Below are 17,477 nucleotides of genomic sequence, written 5' to 3'. Positions count from 1 at the left end.
AATGAAGAATCAGAGCGATTTGGAACTAAAGATAGTCATGCGGAAGGGATGAAGAATGGCCTTGCCAAAATTTTGGAGGGAAGCCATCTGGAGCAGGCAGAAGCGCGCGACTTAATGTACTCCATCATGAGAGGTGAGGCCACTCCGGCTCAAATCGGAGGTTTGCTTATGGGCTTGCGGATGAAGGGGGAAACGGTGGATGAAATCACGGGGTTTGCCGAAGCCATGCGTGGACAGGGCGGACGGATTCTAACCGACGGCAATGGACTGCTGGACACCTGTGGAACAGGTGGTTCAGGTATTCATAAGTTCAACATTTCAACGGCATCGGCCATCATTGCTTCAGCAGTTTCTGTCCGGGTGGCGAAGCATGGTAATCGCTCTGCCTCAGGTAAAGCGGGCAGTGCGGATGTACTTGAAGCATTGGGCGTGAATATTCATCTGGACGGAGAGCAGGCGAGACAATGTCTCGATGAGATCGGAATCTGTTTTTGTTTTGCTCAGGTGTATCACCCTTCTATGAAACATGCTGCTGCGCCAAGAAAAGAGCTGGGTGTGCGTACGATCTTTAACATGCTCGGACCTCTAACCAATCCTGCGGGAGCGGATCGACAATTGCTTGGTTTATACGACCGCAGCCGGACACCGATGATCGCTGAAGTGCTGAATCGTCTAGGGCTGAAAAGAGCTTTGGTCGTAGCGAGTCATGATGGACTGGATGAAATCAGCATCTCTGCACCTACACAAGTATCCGAACTGCGTAATGGTGAAGTGCATACGTATGACATTGATCCACGTGATATGGGATTATCGTTACATCCGCTGGAATCGGTTCTTGGAGGAGATGCGGCTCAGAACGCCGAAATTATTAAAAGGATCTTCCAGGGAGAACGGAGCGCATACCGTGATGTCGTTCTGTTGAATGCCGGGGCGTGCATCTATGTATCCGGTCTAGCGAATACCATTGCAGAAGGTGTGTTGATGGCGAAAGAAGCTGTAGACTCGGGCAAGGCTGCCGGGAAGCTGGAACAGTTAATTCATACAACGGAGGCGTACAGTCATGTATCTTGATCGAATCGTAGCAACCAAACATAAAGAAGTTGAAGTTCTCGCACAAACATTTCAGATGGACGATGCGCTGAAAAAGATAGAGGCATTACCCAATACTCGTGGATTCGAACGTGCTTTATCAGAGAGACGTAACCGTAAGCTGGGTCTCATTGCCGAAGTGAAGAAAGCTTCTCCATCCAAAGGACTGATTCGTCCTGATTTCCATCCAGTAGAAATTGCTTCCGCATACGAACGGGCTGGAGCAGATTGTATATCCGTATTGACCGACGTTTCTTATTTCCAGGGAAATAGCGAATACTTGCAGGCCATTCATGAAGCTGTGAACATACCGTTACTGCGCAAGGATTTTATTATAGATGAACGACAGATTGCCGAGGCAAGGCTGCTTGGCGCGGATGCCGTTTTGCTGATTGCGAGCATTCTGACACCCGAACAAATGCGTCAATATCTGACATTTGCCAAAAGTCTGGGTCTTGATGCATTAATTGAAGTCCATGATCGTGCTGAACTGGAGCAAGTACTTGATATTCCTCAGGCAACACTTGTGGGCATCAACAACCGCAATCTGAAAACGTTCGAAACGAGTCTGAACACCACATTGGATTTGATGAATTTGATTCCGGAGGGTGTAACATTAATCAGTGAAAGTGGAATTGACGGTCCTCAGCCATTGGAATCTCTTATTGAGGCAGGTGTGCATGGTATCCTTGTTGGGGAGCATCTGATGCGCAAAGACAATGTTGAGGCTGCGGTATATGAACTGATGGGACCAAAAGCATGAATGCATTCAATCATGACGGCACAAGCAGCAGAGACGTGGATCTGCGAAACCAGCCGGCAGCGGCTGTAAAAATATGTGGACTTCAGGACGTTGAAGTGCTAAAATCGATGATAAACTTGCCTGTGGATTACGTTGGTGTTGTTTTTGCCCCATCCCGTCGCCGTATTACACCTGAACAGGGTGCGGAGCTAAGAACGGTTCTCTTGGAATGGACGATGTTCGATCGGCCGAAGCTGGCGGGTGTTTTCGTGAATCCCACGCTCGAAGAGCTGGAAAGCATCATGCAGATTTCACGCCTGGATGTCATTCAGCTGCACGGACAGGAATCGCCGGAATTTTGTGAACAGGTGAAACAGCGCTTCGGTATCGAAGTGTTCAAGGCTTTCTCTTTTCCAAAAGATGAAACAGGTTCATTAGCTGACGATACCGCCTTACTGGCACTTGATCCATATAAAAATGTGGTGGATGCCATATTGCTCGATACGTTTGACCCGCTCTATGGAGGGGGTTCCGGTAAAACCTTTGCCTGGGAACGAATTCCATTCTACGCCGAGTGGGCAAGAAAACATGGAATCGCGTTGTTCGTGGCAGGAGGTTTACAGCCGGATAATGTGCAACAACTGATACAGACATATGCACCTGACGGCGTCGATGTATCCAGCGGCGTAGAGTCCGAAGGTGTGAAGGATATTGCGAAAATAACAGCATTTGTAGAAAGGGTGAAGCAGGCATGACACATCAATTGCCGGATCAACACGGGCGTTTCGGTCCCTTCGGAGGCCGCTTTGTACCTGAGACACTAATGAACGCTCTGATCGAACTGGAGGAAGCGTATAGCCACTTCTCCGAAGATGAGGAATTCAACAAGGAACTGAATTATCTGTTAAGCGAGTATTCTGGACGGGAAACGCCTTTATACCATGCAGAACAATTGTCCCGCCGCTTGGGTGGACCCAAAATTTATCTGAAACGTGAAGACCTGAACCATACAGGAGCGCATAAGATCAATAACGCTATTGGACAGGGATTGCTGGCTAAACGGATGGGGAAAAAGAAAGTCATTGCCGAAACAGGTGCAGGACAGCATGGCGTTGCCACGGCAACAGTTGCTGCATTGCTGGGGCTTGAATGTAAAGTGTTTATGGGTGAAGAAGATACGCAGCGACAACAATTGAACGTATTTCGGATGAAGCTGCTTGGAGCAGAAGTCATTCCGGTGACATCTGGCACGCGTACATTGAAAGATGCGGGTAATGAGGCGCTTCGCTACTGGGTTAGTAATGTGGAAGATACCTTCTACGTGCTTGGATCCGTAGTCGGTCCTCATCCGTACCCAATGATGGTACGTAACTTCCAGCGAGTGATCGGTGATGAGACACGGCGCCAGATTCAGGAGATTGAAGGACGGTTGCCGGATGTGATTGTTGCAGCTGTAGGCGGCGGAAGTAATGCAATCGGTATGTTCTATCCGTTTATTGGCGATCAGGATGTGAAGCTTGTTGGAGTTGAAGCAGCTGGTAAAGGGGTGGACACCGAGTTCCATGCGGCTACGATGAGCAAAGGGACACATGGTGTATTCCAGGGTTCGATGAGTTATCTGCTGCAAGATGAATATGGACAGGTTCAGCCAGCCCATTCCATTTCAGCGGGACTTGATTATCCGGGTGTTGGTCCTGAGCATTCCTATCTCAAAGATATTAAACGTGCCAAATATGTTCCGATTACGGACCAGGAGGCATTAGATGCCTTGCAGTTGCTGAGCCGAACAGAAGGCATTATTCCGGCTTTGGAGTCAGCCCATGCTGTTGCGCAGGTCGTCAAGCTTGCGCCTGAACTCAGCGCTGATGATATCGTTGTGATCTGTCTTTCCGGTCGTGGTGACAAAGACGTTGAATCCATTATGAAATACACAGGAGGGGACTTGGCATGAACCTGATGGACCAGACCTTCCAGCAATTGAAAGAACAGAACCGGACAGCACTTATTCCATTTCTTACGGTTGGAGATCCAGATGTGGACACCACGGTGGAGATCATTAAGGAACTGGAACAGGCAGGAGCGGACATTTTGGAACTCGGTGTTCCCTATTCTGATCCGCTCGCAGATGGACCCGTAATCCAGCGTGCTTCCGAGCGTGCATTGAAAAGTCAGATCACAATTCGGACTTGTATGGAGACAGCAGCAAGAGCACGTGCTGCGGGTGTGAAACTACCTTTTGTACTGTTCACCTACTATAATCCGGTGTTACAGACGGGACTGGATGTATTTTTTGACGAGTTGATCAAACATGAGATCAGTGGCATGATCATCCCGGATCTTCCGATTGAGGAAGCGGAGGACATGCGACGCCGTGCGGATGCTGCAGGTGTGCATTTGGTTCCGCTCGTAGCCCCTACGTCCAACGCGAGAATCGAGCGTATTGTTACGGGAGCACGTGGTTTCATCTATTGTGTCTCTTCTCTGGGTGTCACGGGAGAGAGAGCTTCCTTTTTCGATGGAGTAGAAAGCTTTATTGAAACTGTAAAGAGCCTGACAGATCTTCCGGTCGCTGTTGGCTTCGGCATTTCCAGTCACGAGCAGGTAGCTCGTTTCTCCCGCATCTGTGATGGTGTTGTTGTTGGTAGTGCTATCGTTCGTCAGGTGGAAGAAGCTATACCTCTTCTTGGAAATCCGGATACGCGTCAGGCGGGACTGTTGCAAATTCGCAACTTTGTGGCACAATTAAAAGGATAGGGATTCAATGATGTTACATCCCCAGGGCATGCTCAGCACAGGCTGAGGCATGTCCATAACTATTTCAATAACAGGAGGCGGTCGGGTTGAAACCGAAGTCCCAGATTGTCAATCTGCCTGTATATAAACCGGGCAAACCGATTGAAGAAGTGAAACGTGAACTGGGTTTGGAGCAAGTGATCAAGCTGGCCTCCAACGAAAATCCATATGGAAGTTCGCCTGCTGCGCTTGAAGCAATCACTAGAGAGCTAGTCAATGTAAGCATATATCCGGATGGAAGTTCCACGGAACTGACTGAAGTGCTGGCGAAGCATCTGGGAGTGGAACGGGATAATCTAATCTTTGGTTGTGGATCGGATGAGATCATTGCGTTGATCACTCGTGCATTCTTTCTCCCGGGAGACGAGAACATCATGGCTGACCAGACGTTCTCTGTATACAAAAGTAACGCTGACATCGAAGGTGCTATCAGCATTGAAGTACCGCTCAAAGATGGAACTCATGACCTGACTTCCATGCTGGCGCAAATCAATGATAAGACGAAAGCAGTCTGGGTGTGTAACCCCAATAATCCAACCGGTACAATTATCTCTGAGCAGGAATTGACGGCATTTATGGATCGTGTACCTTCTCATGTGATGGTTGTGCTGGATGAAGCTTACTATGAATTTGTAACGGATGAGGCGTATCCACAAAGTGTTCCTATGATTGAGCGTTATCCTAACCTGGTTATTTTGCGGACATTCTCCAAAATCTATGGATTGGCTTCATTGCGTATTGGATACGGTATTGCACGCCCAGAAGTAATCGATCTGATCAACCGTGTGCGTGAACCGTTTAATACTTCACGATTCGGTCAGGCTGCGGCGAAAGCTGCACTTGAGGATCAGGCTTTTGTCCAAGAGTGTGCGGAGCGTAATGCAGTAGAACGAGCGTATTTACAAAATGAATTCACACGGTTAGAACTGCCGTTTTTCCCTTCGCAGGGTAACTTCATCATGGTTGATCTGGACATGCCATCTGCAACGGCGTTCCAGTCGCTTTTGAAACAAGGCATTATCGTTCGTCCTGGATTCCATGTATATCCAACATACATTCGTGTGTCCGTCGGAACATCAGAACAGAACCGTGCGTTTGTCACGGCACTGAAGAACACGCTGGCTGAGAAGGCGGTAGCACGCCCTTAAATCTGGCGATGAAAAGAGTGAGGACCCATGAAACTAAAAATTGCAATGATCGGTGTAGGGCTCATCGGCGGTTCACTGGCGCTTTGCTTCAAAGGCAAGCCTGGTGTAACGGTGATGGGCTATGCCCACCTGCCTGAACTGAAAGACAAGTACATAGCGAGTGGTGTAGTGGATGATGCTACGCTCTCTCTGGAGGAAGCGGTACAGGATGCCGACTTTATTTTTTTGTGCGTACCTGTTGGGCTGCTCGAATCCTATTTTGGACAATTGGCCAAGCTTCCCTTGAAAAAGGGATGTATCATTACGGACGTAGGAAGCACAAAGGCGTCCATCGCAGCTTGTGCTGAGCATGTCCGCATGAGTGATGCATACTTTATTGGCGGTCATCCGATGGCTGGATCTGAGCGTGCAGGTGTGGATGCAGCCTCGTCTGTATTATTTGAGAATGCATACTATGTCTTGACCCCTTCAGAACAAGTACCTGAGGAAGCTTATGACAGATTATCTGATCTTCTTGCGTACACACGTGCACAGATTGTTCGTGTAGAGCCACTGCTGCACGATGACATAGTTGGAGCGATCAGTCATTTGCCACATGTTATTGCAGTTGCGCTGGTGAACCAGGTGCGTGAATATAATGAGTCGAACCCTTTGTATAAAATGCTGGCTGCAGGCGGTTTCCGTGATATTACTCGGATTGCCTCCAGTGATGCCATTGTATGGAGAGATATTCTGCTGAGCAACCGTGAGGTGCTGCTGGGCTTGTTGAAGGACTGGAACGGCCAAATGACGGCTTTCACCGAAATGCTGGAGCAACAAAATGGTGAGGGCATTGAGGAGGCGTTTCGTCAGGCACGCGAGTTCCGCAGTGTGCTGCCAGAACGACGGAAAGGCATGATCTCGTCGTTGTTTGATCTATATACGGACGTACAGGATGCACCGGGGATGATCGGCAAGATTGCCACCGAGCTTGGGGCGAATGATATTAACTTAAGCAACATGGAGATTATTGAGAACCGGGTCGATGTGCCGGGCATTATGCGTTTGTCGTTCCGGCAAGAAGAAGAAATGGAACGTGCCAAAACGTTGCTGGATTCCCTGGGGTATCAAGTGTGGGTTTAGGTTATTGGAAGGGGGCGAAAGCCCTCTTTTTTATGTTGATAATCGGCTGTTACAGGACATGTTCTAAAAAAGGACAAAAAAAAGACCGCTTACATAAGCGGCCATTGCTCACGTGGAGCAATACAGTTATTGGATAGGAGTGGAGAGAAACCATACTGTACTTTTATTATATGTATCCGTTTTCATTTTGTCAACACTTTGAGTAAAATTGTTTAAGTTAATTATAACATTCGTAAATTAAGGAAATATAATCCTTGCATAAAGTGAGTTGGAAATGCATTTTGTCTATTGCTCGATGATCGGAAATAAGGTTTAATGGTGCAATTGCTAAAAATATGTTATGACGAAATTCTGCTGAAATTTTAAAATTATTTCTTAATTCACACAAACTTTTTGAGGCCTTCGTTCGTCCAATATATGAGTGGCTTCACAAAAGGGATCAAATTGAAGTCATGGACGAGAAAATGGCTGCATAATAATGACTGGTCGGGCTTCAACGGAAGCCATGGATTTGCCAGGATGATGCAGACCGTTGTACAATAAATACTGTTAATGTAGAAACGTTGGGGAAATTGCCATTACATAGGGGAATTTGGCGGGAAGGCCTGTTTTGGCGCTGAACGCTGTTTTATGCGGTGAAAACCGCAACTTTTTTGTGCCTGTTCGGTAATACATGGATAGAGTCGAACGGGGAGAAGCACATGGATGGGCGAGGAGGGGTCGCACTCAAATGACGGATTCCCAGTTGATTCGAGAGATCAAGGAAGGTAACCTGGAGTTATATTCCGAGCTGATGAGTCGTTATCAGCGTAAAATACTGGCTTTCGTATATCATATGTTGAAAAGTTCTAATATGGAGCTGCTTGCGGAAGATCTCTGTTCTGAGACTTTCTATAAGGCGTTCCGCAGTCTGCACTCATTCCGAGAGGTGGATGCCTCATTCTCAACCTGGTTATATACCATTGCGAGAAATACGGTACTGAGTGAGCTTCGCAAACAGCGTAGTGGGAGTGTTCCACTTGAAGAGAGCGGTATTGTACCTGTTGCTCCTTCTGAGAATGCGCCAGAGCATGCTGTATTGCGCAGTGAGCGGGTGATGCTGGTTAGGGATGCAATTAACAATTTACCGGAGAAGCAGCGTTCTGCCATTATACTCCGTGAGTATGATCAACTAGATTACCAGGAGATTGCAAATATTCTTGGGCAGAGCGTCAGTTCTGTAAAATCGTTATTGTTCAGAGCAAGGTCAAGCGTAAAAACTCAATTGGAACCTTATTTCTTCGAACCGGTCTACGAGCCATATGAAGGGATGAAGAACAGATGAATTGCAATGAAGCCCAGGAACTGTTTGCACTGGTCTGGGACTTGCCGGAAGCTCATCCTCAGCGAATTGCATTTCATGCTCATCTCGCTGGTTGTGAAGATTGCTCGCAGCAATTTGAGGTTTGGGAAGAAGCTCAAATTCTGCTGCACAGCATACCGGTCCCAGTGACAGAACAACAAGCAGAGAAAGTGAACCGTAATGTTATGGACCGGATCTATGCGGAGTCTCCATGGCTACTGCCGGAAGAGGCAAAGGTTAATCGTTTCTCTGCTGTGATCCGCAAGCATATGTCTTTGTGGATTGCTGCGTTCCTGGCAATTTTCTTATGCAGCTTTCTGTACATGGCGATGTTTAAGCCGGACGTATCAGAAGCTGAGCAGACCAGCGTGGTCTCTACGGGTATTTTGGAGACAGGAGTAGCGGGCAGTGAGCCTTCTTCCTCCGGATTGTACAAGTACAACATGACGGGAGCAGATAGAGGGAGTATTATTGAGCCCTTCGTTGTGAGCATGGGCCCAGCGTATCCACAGTACTGGATGGCGTTGTCGCTGCTTGCAATAGGTATGGCTCTGTTCTCTCTTGGGCGGATGCATCGTTCAACAAACAAACGCAAACAAGGTGCACGTGCTTAGGTAAAGCTTTCGTTCACCGTATAGAGAAATGAGGGATGAGATGCGCATTGGGCTTATTCGTCACGGTCTAACCGACTGGAATGCAGCAGGGCGTATTCAGGGACAGACAGACATACCTCTGAATGCGGAAGGTCGTGAGCAAGCTGAGCGTCTGGGTAGACGTTTGCTTACCGAAGAGTATCGCTGGGACCATATCATTACGAGCGGGCTGTCCAGAGCTCAGGAGACGGGAGAGATTATCTCCGGGCTATTGAATGTTCCTTTGCTTGAGCCGGATGCACGCTTGAAAGAGCGTGCCTTTGGTCAAATTGAAGGTCTGACATCCGAAGAGCGTGTGGCTCGCTGGGGCGCTTCCTGGGAGACGCTTGATTTGGGACAGGAACAGATTGCTGATATTCAGACACGTGCATTGGGCTTTCTGGAGGATTTATGGGAGGCTCATCAGGACCAAAATGTGCTGATTGTCTCCCATGGCGCTTTTTTAGCCAGTTTGCTATCAGCTTTGTATAAAGACCGCTATACGGAACGAATTGGAAACCTATCGCTTACGATCCTGGAGAAGGAACGTGACGATTGGAGTCCATTGCTTTATAACTGTACACGACACCTTTCATTAGATCTGGCAAAACAACCTGAGTAATTAACTCAGGTTGTTTTTTTGCGTTATAGCAATGTGTAACTGGCATTCTATAGAGATTGAAATAAACATTTACACAAGAACGGAGAGGACAGAATTAACCTGAGGAAGCGGAGCTAAAAGCTTTCTGAAAGAAAGCTGCGTCGGAAGCATACGCTTCGCCTTTATCCCCAGATTTTCCCCTTCGAAAAAGGGAATCCAAAAAAATTGGGGATAACAGCGATCAGAAGGTTGTTCTGTCATTGGAGTGGCAAGTGTAAATATTCTCTAGTTCAATTTCTATATGATTTTGAACCTCTCATTCTTCTTCTGAGCAGGCAACTTCGGGCATAGTATGGTTAAAACATAAAAGATTTGCAAAAAAGAGGTTTAGATCATGGGAATTCCGTCAACGATGTTTACAAAACCAAACTACTCCAGGCCCCGAATCAACAGCCAAAAAGTAGTCAAGGGCGAGGCGATGGACCCATGAATCTAGCGGATATGCTTACTTTTGCCGATATCGGCCAGCTTAATCGAATAGCAGACTATTACCAGTGCGAGTGTAAGCCCAATTCCAAACATGAACTCATCCAGAGTATTCTCACTACATTGGGCAGCAGACCTTTTTTTGAGCAGCAGGTTAGGGAGCTAAACCAGGTAGATCTACGGTTTTTGAACAACTTGCTGTTTGATACCCGCCAATACTTCGGTATGGAGGAACTTGTCGCCATTGCTCGTCAATCGATGGATAAAAAAGATAGCGAGGCTGGAGCCAGTCCACGTGATCTTATCGTACGCTTCACGAAGAGTGGATGGTTATTCAATGGCACAACTCAGCAGACCAGATACCTGTATCAGGTACCTAAGGATTTGCAAATGAGATTTCGTGATGTGTTATCCACTCACCTGAAAGCAGGCATTGCACAGACGAGCGAGCCGCCCGTTTACAGGGATGAATACCATCTACTCGCAGATGATCTGAAACTGTTTCTGCAATTTGTCCAGCAGCATGAAATAGCACTGAACGCAGAAGGCATGATGTATCGTCGTTCTCAACAGCAGATCATGGAGCATTTGCATGTGAGTGAGGCGCTGGTGGGTAAGGCAGGATGGAGATTCGGTTATGGTCGTTCGTTCAAAGACTACCCCGACCGATTTGCGTTCATCTACGACTATGCTTTTCATCATCGTCTGGTCCGTGAGGAGCAGGGCACGCTGAAATTGTCACCTTCTGGTGAAGACAAGCTGGGTGCGGAGAAAACAGCCGAGATGATACAGCTATTTCGGTTTTGGTTAAGACTTTATAAAGGTGCTATTCCCAATCTGTCCTCCATAGTGTACTGGACAGGGGAATGTGCAGCTGGCTGGTCCACAGCAGAGTCTTTGTTCCGCCAGATTGGTCCCTACATTCAGCCGTTCTATTATGACACTGCCGAGACGATTTATGACAACAGGATACTCAAAATGATGCTGCACCTAGGCATGCTTCGCATTGGAGAACATGCAGATGGGCGAACAGTACAAATGACAGCATGGGGTTCACGGCTTGCGTCATCCTGTCGCTCGCTGTCCGGGGATATTAGTCCCGTTATGTTTGACAAGTGAAGGACAAGTTGCTAAAATCACTCCCAAATTAAGGAGTGATACTAATGATAATTCCATACAAAGGTATGCAACCCCAGTTACACCCTTCGGTCTATATGGCTGAAGGCGCCAAACTTATAGGTGATCTGACAATGGGTGAAGAATCTACGATCTGGTTCAATGCTGTGCTGCGCGCCGATCTGGCACCCATTGTGATTGGACGGCGCTGTAATATACAGGATAATGCTGTTGGGCACGTCAACACGGATCAACCTTTGATTTTGGACGACGATGTATCGGTAGGGCATTCTGCGATTATCCATGGATGTCGTATCGGAACAGGTTCGCTGATTGGTATGGGCGCTATCCTTCTCAATGGAGCCGAAATTGGTGAATATACGCTGATCGGGGCCGGTTCTGTTGTAACTGAAAATACTAAAATACCGCCCTATACCCTTGCTTTGGGCACACCAGCCAAAGTGATACGTGAGTTGACTGACGCAGATCTTGAGCGGATGTCCAGAACTACACTAGGTTATGTTGCCAAAGGAAAGGAATATAGGAGCTCTTAAATCCGTTTTGGAGGTGCATCCTATTGGATAAAATGAAAGTTACGTATGAAGTCATGTTGGGGCTGGCTGCTGAGATGGTGTGGGACGACGCGCTTCGTAAACAGCGCAGCGAGAAGCTGTATATGGAAATCGATAAGGCATTGGCTACCGGAGACGAAGTAGCTTTCCGGAATCTGACGGATGAACTAAAGGCCATAAACTGATGAGCATGTAAAATAATATATACGACAGGAAATGCGTGAAACACGCATTTCTTTTTTGTGTTCTTCATCATTCTTATGCGGAAAAAGTATGAATCTCTGGATTTATAATATACGCTCATATATAATATGGGAATAAAATGGATAGAGAGGGGAATTAGGGAATTGAAATTCAGTGAGATGACTCAAGACAGCTGGGCGGAACTGCAACTCTATCTGGATACATGCCTTATTCCATATACAGCCCTGACGGGCAAGCAGTCCCCGGTTGAAGCAACTGAGGCGTTGGAGCGACTTAGAGATTTTTTGGATCTGGTGGAGATTCCTTTTAAAGGACGTATCATGACTTACCCTGCATTCCATTATGCGTGTCCAGATATGTCAATGGCATTAAATACCTTATCCGAACAGCTCAAATCCTCCGGTTTCAAATATGTGGTTATAATGTCATCTGATGGCGAGTTGGAACATACCCAAATTACCTCTGCAGATTTGGTATTAAGTCGTTCTACTTTAATTCAAGAGGTTGGAGAAGAAGGGATTTCGCGTTTTGTCGGGGAAAAAATCCGTGAGTTATGGAAAAGATGACCTACCTGTGACAAATGTGACAATTTACCAACATTTTCTTAATAACGCTTACAAATGAACCTTAAAAATGTGTGACAAATTCTTGACGGTGTTCTAGGGCTACTATATGATTATGTATGTTCTAGTAAGTCGTGGAATTTCTGATAATGAAAACGATTGAGAGAGTTGGCTGAAAAAGGGGGTTGGAGACAGTATGAGCAGTGAGCATGACCAGCACGAAGCTTCGATGAAATTGCCAAGCCGCATGGAAATGTCACGCAGGCAGTTTTTGACGTACACGCTTGGTGGAGCTACAGCCTACATGGCCGCCGGTGCAATACTCCCCATGGTCCGTTTTGCGGTGGACCCGATTTTGCAGCACAAGGGAGAAGGCACCTCTGTCAAAGTAGCGGAAATCAGCAAAATTACGAATGAACCTCAAGAATTTACGTTTGAATTGAAACAGCAAGACGGTTGGTATTTGAGCAATGCTTCGTTAATCGCCTGGATCAGGAAAGATGAGCAGGGCAAAATCTATGCGCTTTCACCCATTTGTAAACATTTGGGATGTACCGTAGGTTGGAACAGTGATAAGCAATATCCTGACGAATATCATTGTCCGTGCCATGGCGCGCATTATAACAAGGAAGGCAAGAACCTTGCCGTAGCCCCGAAGCCGCTTGATGAGTATGTGGTTAAAGAAGATCAGGGTTGGGTTTATCTGGGCGACATTATTCCGAACACCCGAGTCAAATAGGAGGCGTGAACGCAGATGTTTAAAAATGTCTATGACTGGATTGACGAGCGTCTCGATATCACGCCAATTTGGAGGGACGTTGCGGATCATGAAGTTCCAGAGCACGTAAACCCGGCTCATCACTTTTCCGCATTCGTGTACTGCTTTGGTGGATTGACGTTCTTTATCACTGTTATTCAAATTTTGTCAGGGATGTTCCTGACCATGTATTATGTGCCTGATATTATTAATGCTTACGCCAGTGTTGAGTATTTGCAGACTAAAGTAGCCTTCGGCCAAATTGTACGCGGGATGCACCATTGGGGAGCCAGCTTGGTTATCGTTATGATGTTCTTACATACGATGCGTGTGTTCTTTACCGGCTCTTACAAAGCACCACGCGAGATGAACTGGGTTGTCGGCATGCTGATCTTTTTTGTCATGCTGGGTCTGGGGCTTACCGGTTACCTGTTGCCTTGGGATAACAAAGCCTACTTTGCAACCAAGGTTACTCTGGAGATTGCGAATACGGTTCCTTGGCTGGGACCGATCATTAAGGAATTCCTGCAAGGCGGAACTATTGTAGGTGCGCAGACGTTAACACGATTCTTTGCCCTGCACGTCTTCTTCCTTCCGGCTGTGCTTCTGGTGCTTCTGGTCGGTCACTTTATTATGATCCGCAGACAGGGCATTTCGGGACCACTATAATCTGAGAAGGGAGGAATCGACATGGCTCACGGACACAAGTCAGATGACCAGGAAAAGATTATCTTCGTCGGGGACTCACGCGTCCGTAAAGGAGCGGGGTTTATAACTCCACCGGATTACACGGCGTATCCCGGCAAATCAGAGGCTTTTATTCCTAACTTCTTGCTGAAGGAATGGATGGTTGGTGTCGTTGTACTGGTTGGTATTCTGGTATTAACGATTTCGGAACCTGCACCACTGGGCTATCCGGCCAATCCAAGTGCATCGGTTATCCCGATGCCGGACTGGTACTTCCTTTTTCTGTATCAGTATTTGAAATACCCATATGCCTCAGGTGATTATGTCCTGCTCGGGGTACTTGGAGTCAGCGGAGTTGCTTTCGGTGCTTTGTTACTGGCCCCTTTTCTGGATACAGGCAAGGAGCGGCGTTTCTACAAACGTCCGATTGCATCATCACTTATGATTCTATCGGTGATGGCCGTTTTCTACCTGACCAATGTAGCGTGGACACACTACGCGCATGAATTGGAAGCAAGCGGCCAAAAGCCGGAACATATTCAGCGTGAAGAAGAAGCGCGGGAGAAACACGCGCAGGGTCTGCCTACCTCCAACGCGCCAGGTCAAAAAGAAGAAGTGGCGATCGTTGAGAAGGATGACCCTGCAATGGAAACCTTCAAAAAGGCCGGATGTATCGGATGTCATGCGGCTGATATGAAGGGTGCAGGAGGCCCTTCGCTTCGGGGGGTGGGTGACAAACACAGCCAGGAAGAAATCCTGACGATTATCAAAGAAGGATATAACAGTATGCCTGCTCAGTACGACAACGCCATTGCTCAAGGGCTGACAGATGATGACATCAATCACTTGGCGGAATGGCTTGCGAAACAGAAGGCAGAACAGTAAAATCGAAATAAGCAATGAAACCTGATCGTTTATGCGGTCAGGTTTTTTTGAGGCGTTTTTCGCAACATCATCTTTTGGAACGCAGAATACACATAATGGAAGGGGCAGAGCATGTGGCTTTATCGTACTTTTGGAGCCGGGAATTTCTAACAAACCGTTACTTCCTGTGGCTTCTTTTTTGGTGTAACGCATTAGGAACAGTATATGGATACATATGGTACGGGGATCAATTGGAATATACGCTGGCACAGCAACCACTATGGCAAATTGTGTTTGTGCCGGACAGTCCGACAGCGAGTCTGTTTTTTACACTATCCTTATTGTGGATTTTGTACAAGCCGAAATCGAGGCTTCTGAATCGGATTGGACATGTCATACAGGCGCTTGCTGTGGTTACTTCGGTAAAATACGGCGTATGGGCAGTCTCCATCATTTTTGCAGGTTGGATGCAAGGGGGCGCACAGAACTGGCAGGATTGGATGTTAATTGCGTCACATAGCGCCATGGCTATCGAGGCTTTGATGTATGTGAGGTTCTTTGGGTTCCGTTGGGGTGCTTTGGTGGTTGCTGCCTTGTGGACACTGCTAAACGATACAATGGATTATACCTATGACATCTTCCCTTGGCTGCCTGCATCGCTGATGGATCATCTGGATGGTGTACGCAATTTCACCGTGGGACTGACGCTAGTGAGCATTCTCTGTGCGTGGGTTGCCTTGAGACAGGCCAAACGGGCCTGATTTCATCATGTAAGCTTGTTCTAAGGAACTCTTCCCTGCCATACATTGATGGTGGGAGGGATGTCCATGAAGAGAACGTTCAGGATCAAAACTGGATTTGTGGTGGTGTCGTTCATGACTCTACTGTTCTGGACGAACTTGTCATACAGCGTATCAGCGGAAAGTACAGATGCGAACGGAAATACAGATCAGCAAGTATCAGCCAAAAATTCAATTGAGCAATTAAATGAAGAAGCAGCCCTGCTGTATCGACATGCCTTGGAGAATGATATTGAAGAGGTTAGAGGCAGTATTTTGCGAATCAGTAAAGGTCTGGAGCATATATCCTTTGAGGGTCAGACTACTGTAGAAGGCATTCATGCCCTATCCGAGACCATTGTTGAAGTAAAAGAAGCTGCGGTCAGGGTGAAAAGTGATGATGCGTCTTTGCAGCAGGCTTCTGCCAAACTTCGACTTGCGGCAGATAGTCTCGCCAACCCGGCCAAACCTCTATGGCTCCAATATTATAAAATTGTAAAAAATGATATTGATGCGCTGTCAACCGCGGCAGACCAGCAGTTAAGTTCGGCGATAATAGCAGGCCGCTATGCCTTGCTGGAGGAGCATTACGAGACGATCCGGCCTGCAGCGATGATCCGCCGAGAACCTTACGAGATCGCCCAACTGGACGCCTGGTTATCTCATACCAAAGGTCTGACTGAGGCCAAGCAGATTGACATCGCACAATTAAAGAGTATGGTAGCCCATGGTGAAGAGTTGGTGAACCAGTTGTTTGGTCGTGAAAAGGACGAAAGTGCCTTTGTACCGTTTGTTCAGGGGCCCAATCGCAGGGCGGCCGGATTGCTGATTACTTCCATAATCATAGCAGCACTAAGTTATGCGGGTTACCGTAAATATCGGGCACAGCAGCAAGGCATTTTTCCGTTTCGTCGTTGAGCTATTACTGTCATCATGATATGACAAAGACCTCTGTCTACAAGGAAGGCCAGCTGGTGGCGCTTCTCTTGAAGATAGAGGTTTTCTTTTTGTACAAGTATAAAGTTCAGCTTTCCTTAAATCCTTCTCCATGTACGTCATGCACATCGCTAATAATAACAAATGCTCTAGGATCAACCGAACGCACAATCGTCTGCAAACGTCTGAATTCCTGCCTGGAGATGACACAGTAAGCAACATGTTTGGCTTGTTTCGAATACGCACCAATGGCTGGAATGAGCGTTACGCCGCGATCCATATCACGGGTAATCAAATCTGCAATCTCAGGTGCATGATCACTGATGATCATAAATGCGCGGGCCGAATAAGCCCCTTCCTGAATGAAGTCGATTACTTTAGAGGCGATAAATACAGCCACAAGGGTATACAGTATTTTTTCTTTGGGAATGTAGACGAGTGAGATACCAATAATGATGAAATCGATACCTAATAGTACACGTCCCATACTCCAGCCATATTTTCGATTAAGAATGCGGGCTATGATGTCAGAACCACCTGTCGTTCCGCCCCAGCGGAAAACGATTCCAAGGCCTGCTCCCAATGTAACCCCAGCGTAAAGCGCCGCAAGTAAAAGGTCATTCTCGGTATGCAGCGGTTCAATCCAGCCAAGATCAATCATTTTTTCAAATAACCACAGGAACACCGTAAGCGCACCTATACCCACGCCTGTATAAATCATCTGTCTGCCGCCCAAAATCTTGAGCCCCACTAGAAAGAGTGGAATATTAACGACCAAGGTTGTAAGCGAAGGAGAGATGTTGAATGCATAATTCAGCAGGACCGTAATCCCGGTTACGCCGCCTTCCATGAGCTGGTTGGGGATGATGAAGTACAGAAGTCCAAAGGCATACAATGCCGTACCCAATAGGATGGGGAGAATCAATTTGAATTGAACCCAGGTTTTGGAAGTGCTCATAAGTTCCCTCTCCGTTTTACAAATTAGAATGAGAAAGCAATCATTCCCATCTTAGTATACCTGTTTATTGATTCTTTAAAAATGAT

20 protein-coding genes are annotated in these 17,477 nt (G+C 47.0%); 19 read left to right on the top strand and 1 reads right to left on the bottom strand.

Going from position 1 to position 17,477, the window contains the following annotated elements; genetic code table 11:
- The first annotated feature begins 48 nt into the window (after window positions 1-48).
- The 19 genes from trpD to HP548_RS18435 all read left to right on the top strand — a co-directional run bounded on the left by trpD (window position 49) and on the right by HP548_RS18435 (window position 16,415).
- Complete coding sequence (trpD, locus tag HP548_RS18525; RefSeq protein WP_373561760.1) at window positions 49-1,071, top strand: anthranilate phosphoribosyltransferase; 1,023 nt, start codon at window positions 49-51, stop codon at window positions 1,069-1,071.
- Window positions 1,061-1,852, top strand: a complete 792-nt coding sequence (gene trpC / locus HP548_RS18520) for an indole-3-glycerol phosphate synthase TrpC (RefSeq protein ID WP_076288940.1) — start codon at window positions 1,061-1,063, stop codon at window positions 1,850-1,852. The genes trpD and trpC overlap by 11 nt, the downstream gene beginning before the upstream one ends.
- On the top strand, window positions 1,849-2,586 hold the full coding sequence (locus HP548_RS18515) for a phosphoribosylanthranilate isomerase (protein WP_175382475.1): 738 nt from the start codon (window positions 1,849-1,851) through the stop codon (window positions 2,584-2,586). Before trpC ends, HP548_RS18515 begins: the two co-directional genes overlap by 4 nt.
- Window positions 2,583-3,782: a tryptophan synthase subunit beta gene (gene trpB, locus HP548_RS18510; RefSeq protein WP_063566776.1), complete on the top strand. Its 1,200-nt coding sequence runs from the start codon at window positions 2,583-2,585 to the stop codon at window positions 3,780-3,782. The genes HP548_RS18515 and trpB overlap by 4 nt, the downstream gene beginning before the upstream one ends.
- The gene (gene trpA / locus HP548_RS18505; protein WP_090900565.1) at window positions 3,779-4,585 is read left to right on the top strand and encodes a tryptophan synthase subunit alpha; all 807 of its coding nucleotides are present in this window, start codon (window positions 3,779-3,781) and stop codon (window positions 4,583-4,585) included. Before trpB ends, trpA begins: the two co-directional genes overlap by 4 nt.
- 86 nt (window positions 4,586-4,671) lie before the next feature.
- A complete protein-coding gene (gene hisC / locus HP548_RS18500; RefSeq protein ID WP_175382474.1) occupies window positions 4,672-5,772 on the top strand; it encodes a histidinol-phosphate transaminase in 1,101 nt (366 codons plus the stop codon).
- A 27-nt stretch (window positions 5,773-5,799) separates the two neighbouring features.
- A complete protein-coding gene (locus HP548_RS18495) occupies window positions 5,800-6,894 on the top strand; it encodes a prephenate dehydrogenase (protein ID WP_175382473.1) in 1,095 nt (364 codons plus the stop codon).
- Window positions 6,895-7,624: 730 nt separating this feature from the next.
- Entirely contained in the window at window positions 7,625-8,218 is a 594-nt protein-coding gene (locus tag HP548_RS18490) for an RNA polymerase sigma factor (RefSeq protein ID WP_053780698.1), read from the top strand.
- Window positions 8,215-8,850 (top strand): anti-sigma factor family protein, encoded by a 636-nt coding sequence (locus HP548_RS18485; RefSeq protein ID WP_076288946.1) that lies wholly within the window; start codon window positions 8,215-8,217, stop codon window positions 8,848-8,850. Before HP548_RS18490 ends, HP548_RS18485 begins: the two co-directional genes overlap by 4 nt.
- A 40-nt stretch (window positions 8,851-8,890) precedes the next feature.
- Window positions 8,891-9,490, top strand: a complete 600-nt coding sequence (locus HP548_RS18480) for a histidine phosphatase family protein (RefSeq protein WP_076288947.1) — start codon at window positions 8,891-8,893, stop codon at window positions 9,488-9,490.
- 465 nt (window positions 9,491-9,955) lie between these two features.
- Window positions 9,956-11,074: a hypothetical protein gene (locus HP548_RS18475; protein WP_099858393.1), complete on the top strand. Its 1,119-nt coding sequence runs from the start codon at window positions 9,956-9,958 to the stop codon at window positions 11,072-11,074.
- Between the two features lie 44 nt (window positions 11,075-11,118).
- Window positions 11,119-11,625, top strand: coding sequence for a gamma carbonic anhydrase family protein (locus HP548_RS18470; RefSeq protein ID WP_063566783.1), 507 nt, complete (start codon window positions 11,119-11,121; stop codon window positions 11,623-11,625).
- A 23-nt stretch (window positions 11,626-11,648) separates the two neighbouring features.
- Complete coding sequence (locus HP548_RS18465) at window positions 11,649-11,828, top strand: IDEAL domain-containing protein (protein ID WP_024630643.1); 180 nt, start codon at window positions 11,649-11,651, stop codon at window positions 11,826-11,828.
- A 162-nt stretch (window positions 11,829-11,990) separates the two neighbouring features.
- A complete protein-coding gene (locus HP548_RS18460; RefSeq protein ID WP_076288949.1) occupies window positions 11,991-12,413 on the top strand; it encodes a DUF2487 family protein in 423 nt (140 codons plus the stop codon).
- A 193-nt stretch (window positions 12,414-12,606) separates the two neighbouring features.
- A complete protein-coding gene (locus tag HP548_RS18455) occupies window positions 12,607-13,149 on the top strand; it encodes a QcrA and Rieske domain-containing protein (RefSeq protein WP_076288950.1) in 543 nt (180 codons plus the stop codon).
- 15 nt (window positions 13,150-13,164) lie between these two features.
- Window positions 13,165-13,836: a menaquinol-cytochrome c reductase cytochrome b subunit gene (gene qcrB / locus HP548_RS18450; protein WP_017687726.1), complete on the top strand. Its 672-nt coding sequence runs from the start codon at window positions 13,165-13,167 to the stop codon at window positions 13,834-13,836.
- Between the two features lie 21 nt (window positions 13,837-13,857).
- Complete coding sequence (locus HP548_RS18445; protein WP_090807379.1) at window positions 13,858-14,739, top strand: menaquinol-cytochrome c reductase cytochrome b/c subunit; 882 nt, start codon at window positions 13,858-13,860, stop codon at window positions 14,737-14,739.
- Between the two features lie 113 nt (window positions 14,740-14,852).
- Window positions 14,853-15,479, top strand: a complete 627-nt coding sequence (locus HP548_RS18440; RefSeq protein WP_175382472.1) for a DUF1405 domain-containing protein — start codon at window positions 14,853-14,855, stop codon at window positions 15,477-15,479.
- Window positions 15,480-15,545: 66 nt separating this feature from the next.
- Entirely contained in the window at window positions 15,546-16,415 is an 870-nt protein-coding gene (locus HP548_RS18435; protein ID WP_175382471.1) for a sporulation protein YpjB, read from the top strand.
- A gap of 106 nt (window positions 16,416-16,521) precedes the next feature.
- Here HP548_RS18435 and HP548_RS18430 read toward each other — a convergent pair whose 3' ends face one another.
- Window positions 16,522-17,391 (bottom strand): YitT family protein, encoded by an 870-nt coding sequence (locus HP548_RS18430; RefSeq protein WP_099858391.1) that lies wholly within the window; start codon window positions 17,389-17,391, stop codon window positions 16,522-16,524.
- Window positions 17,392-17,477 lie beyond the last annotated feature (86 nt).

Origin of the sequence: Paenibacillus taichungensis (genome assembly GCF_013359905.1) — a bacterium.
Lineage (GTDB): Bacteria > Bacillota > Bacilli > Paenibacillales > Paenibacillaceae > Paenibacillus > Paenibacillus taichungensis.
Note: the sequence above shows the minus strand (reverse complement) of the source record. Positions and strands in the feature narration are given on the sequence as shown.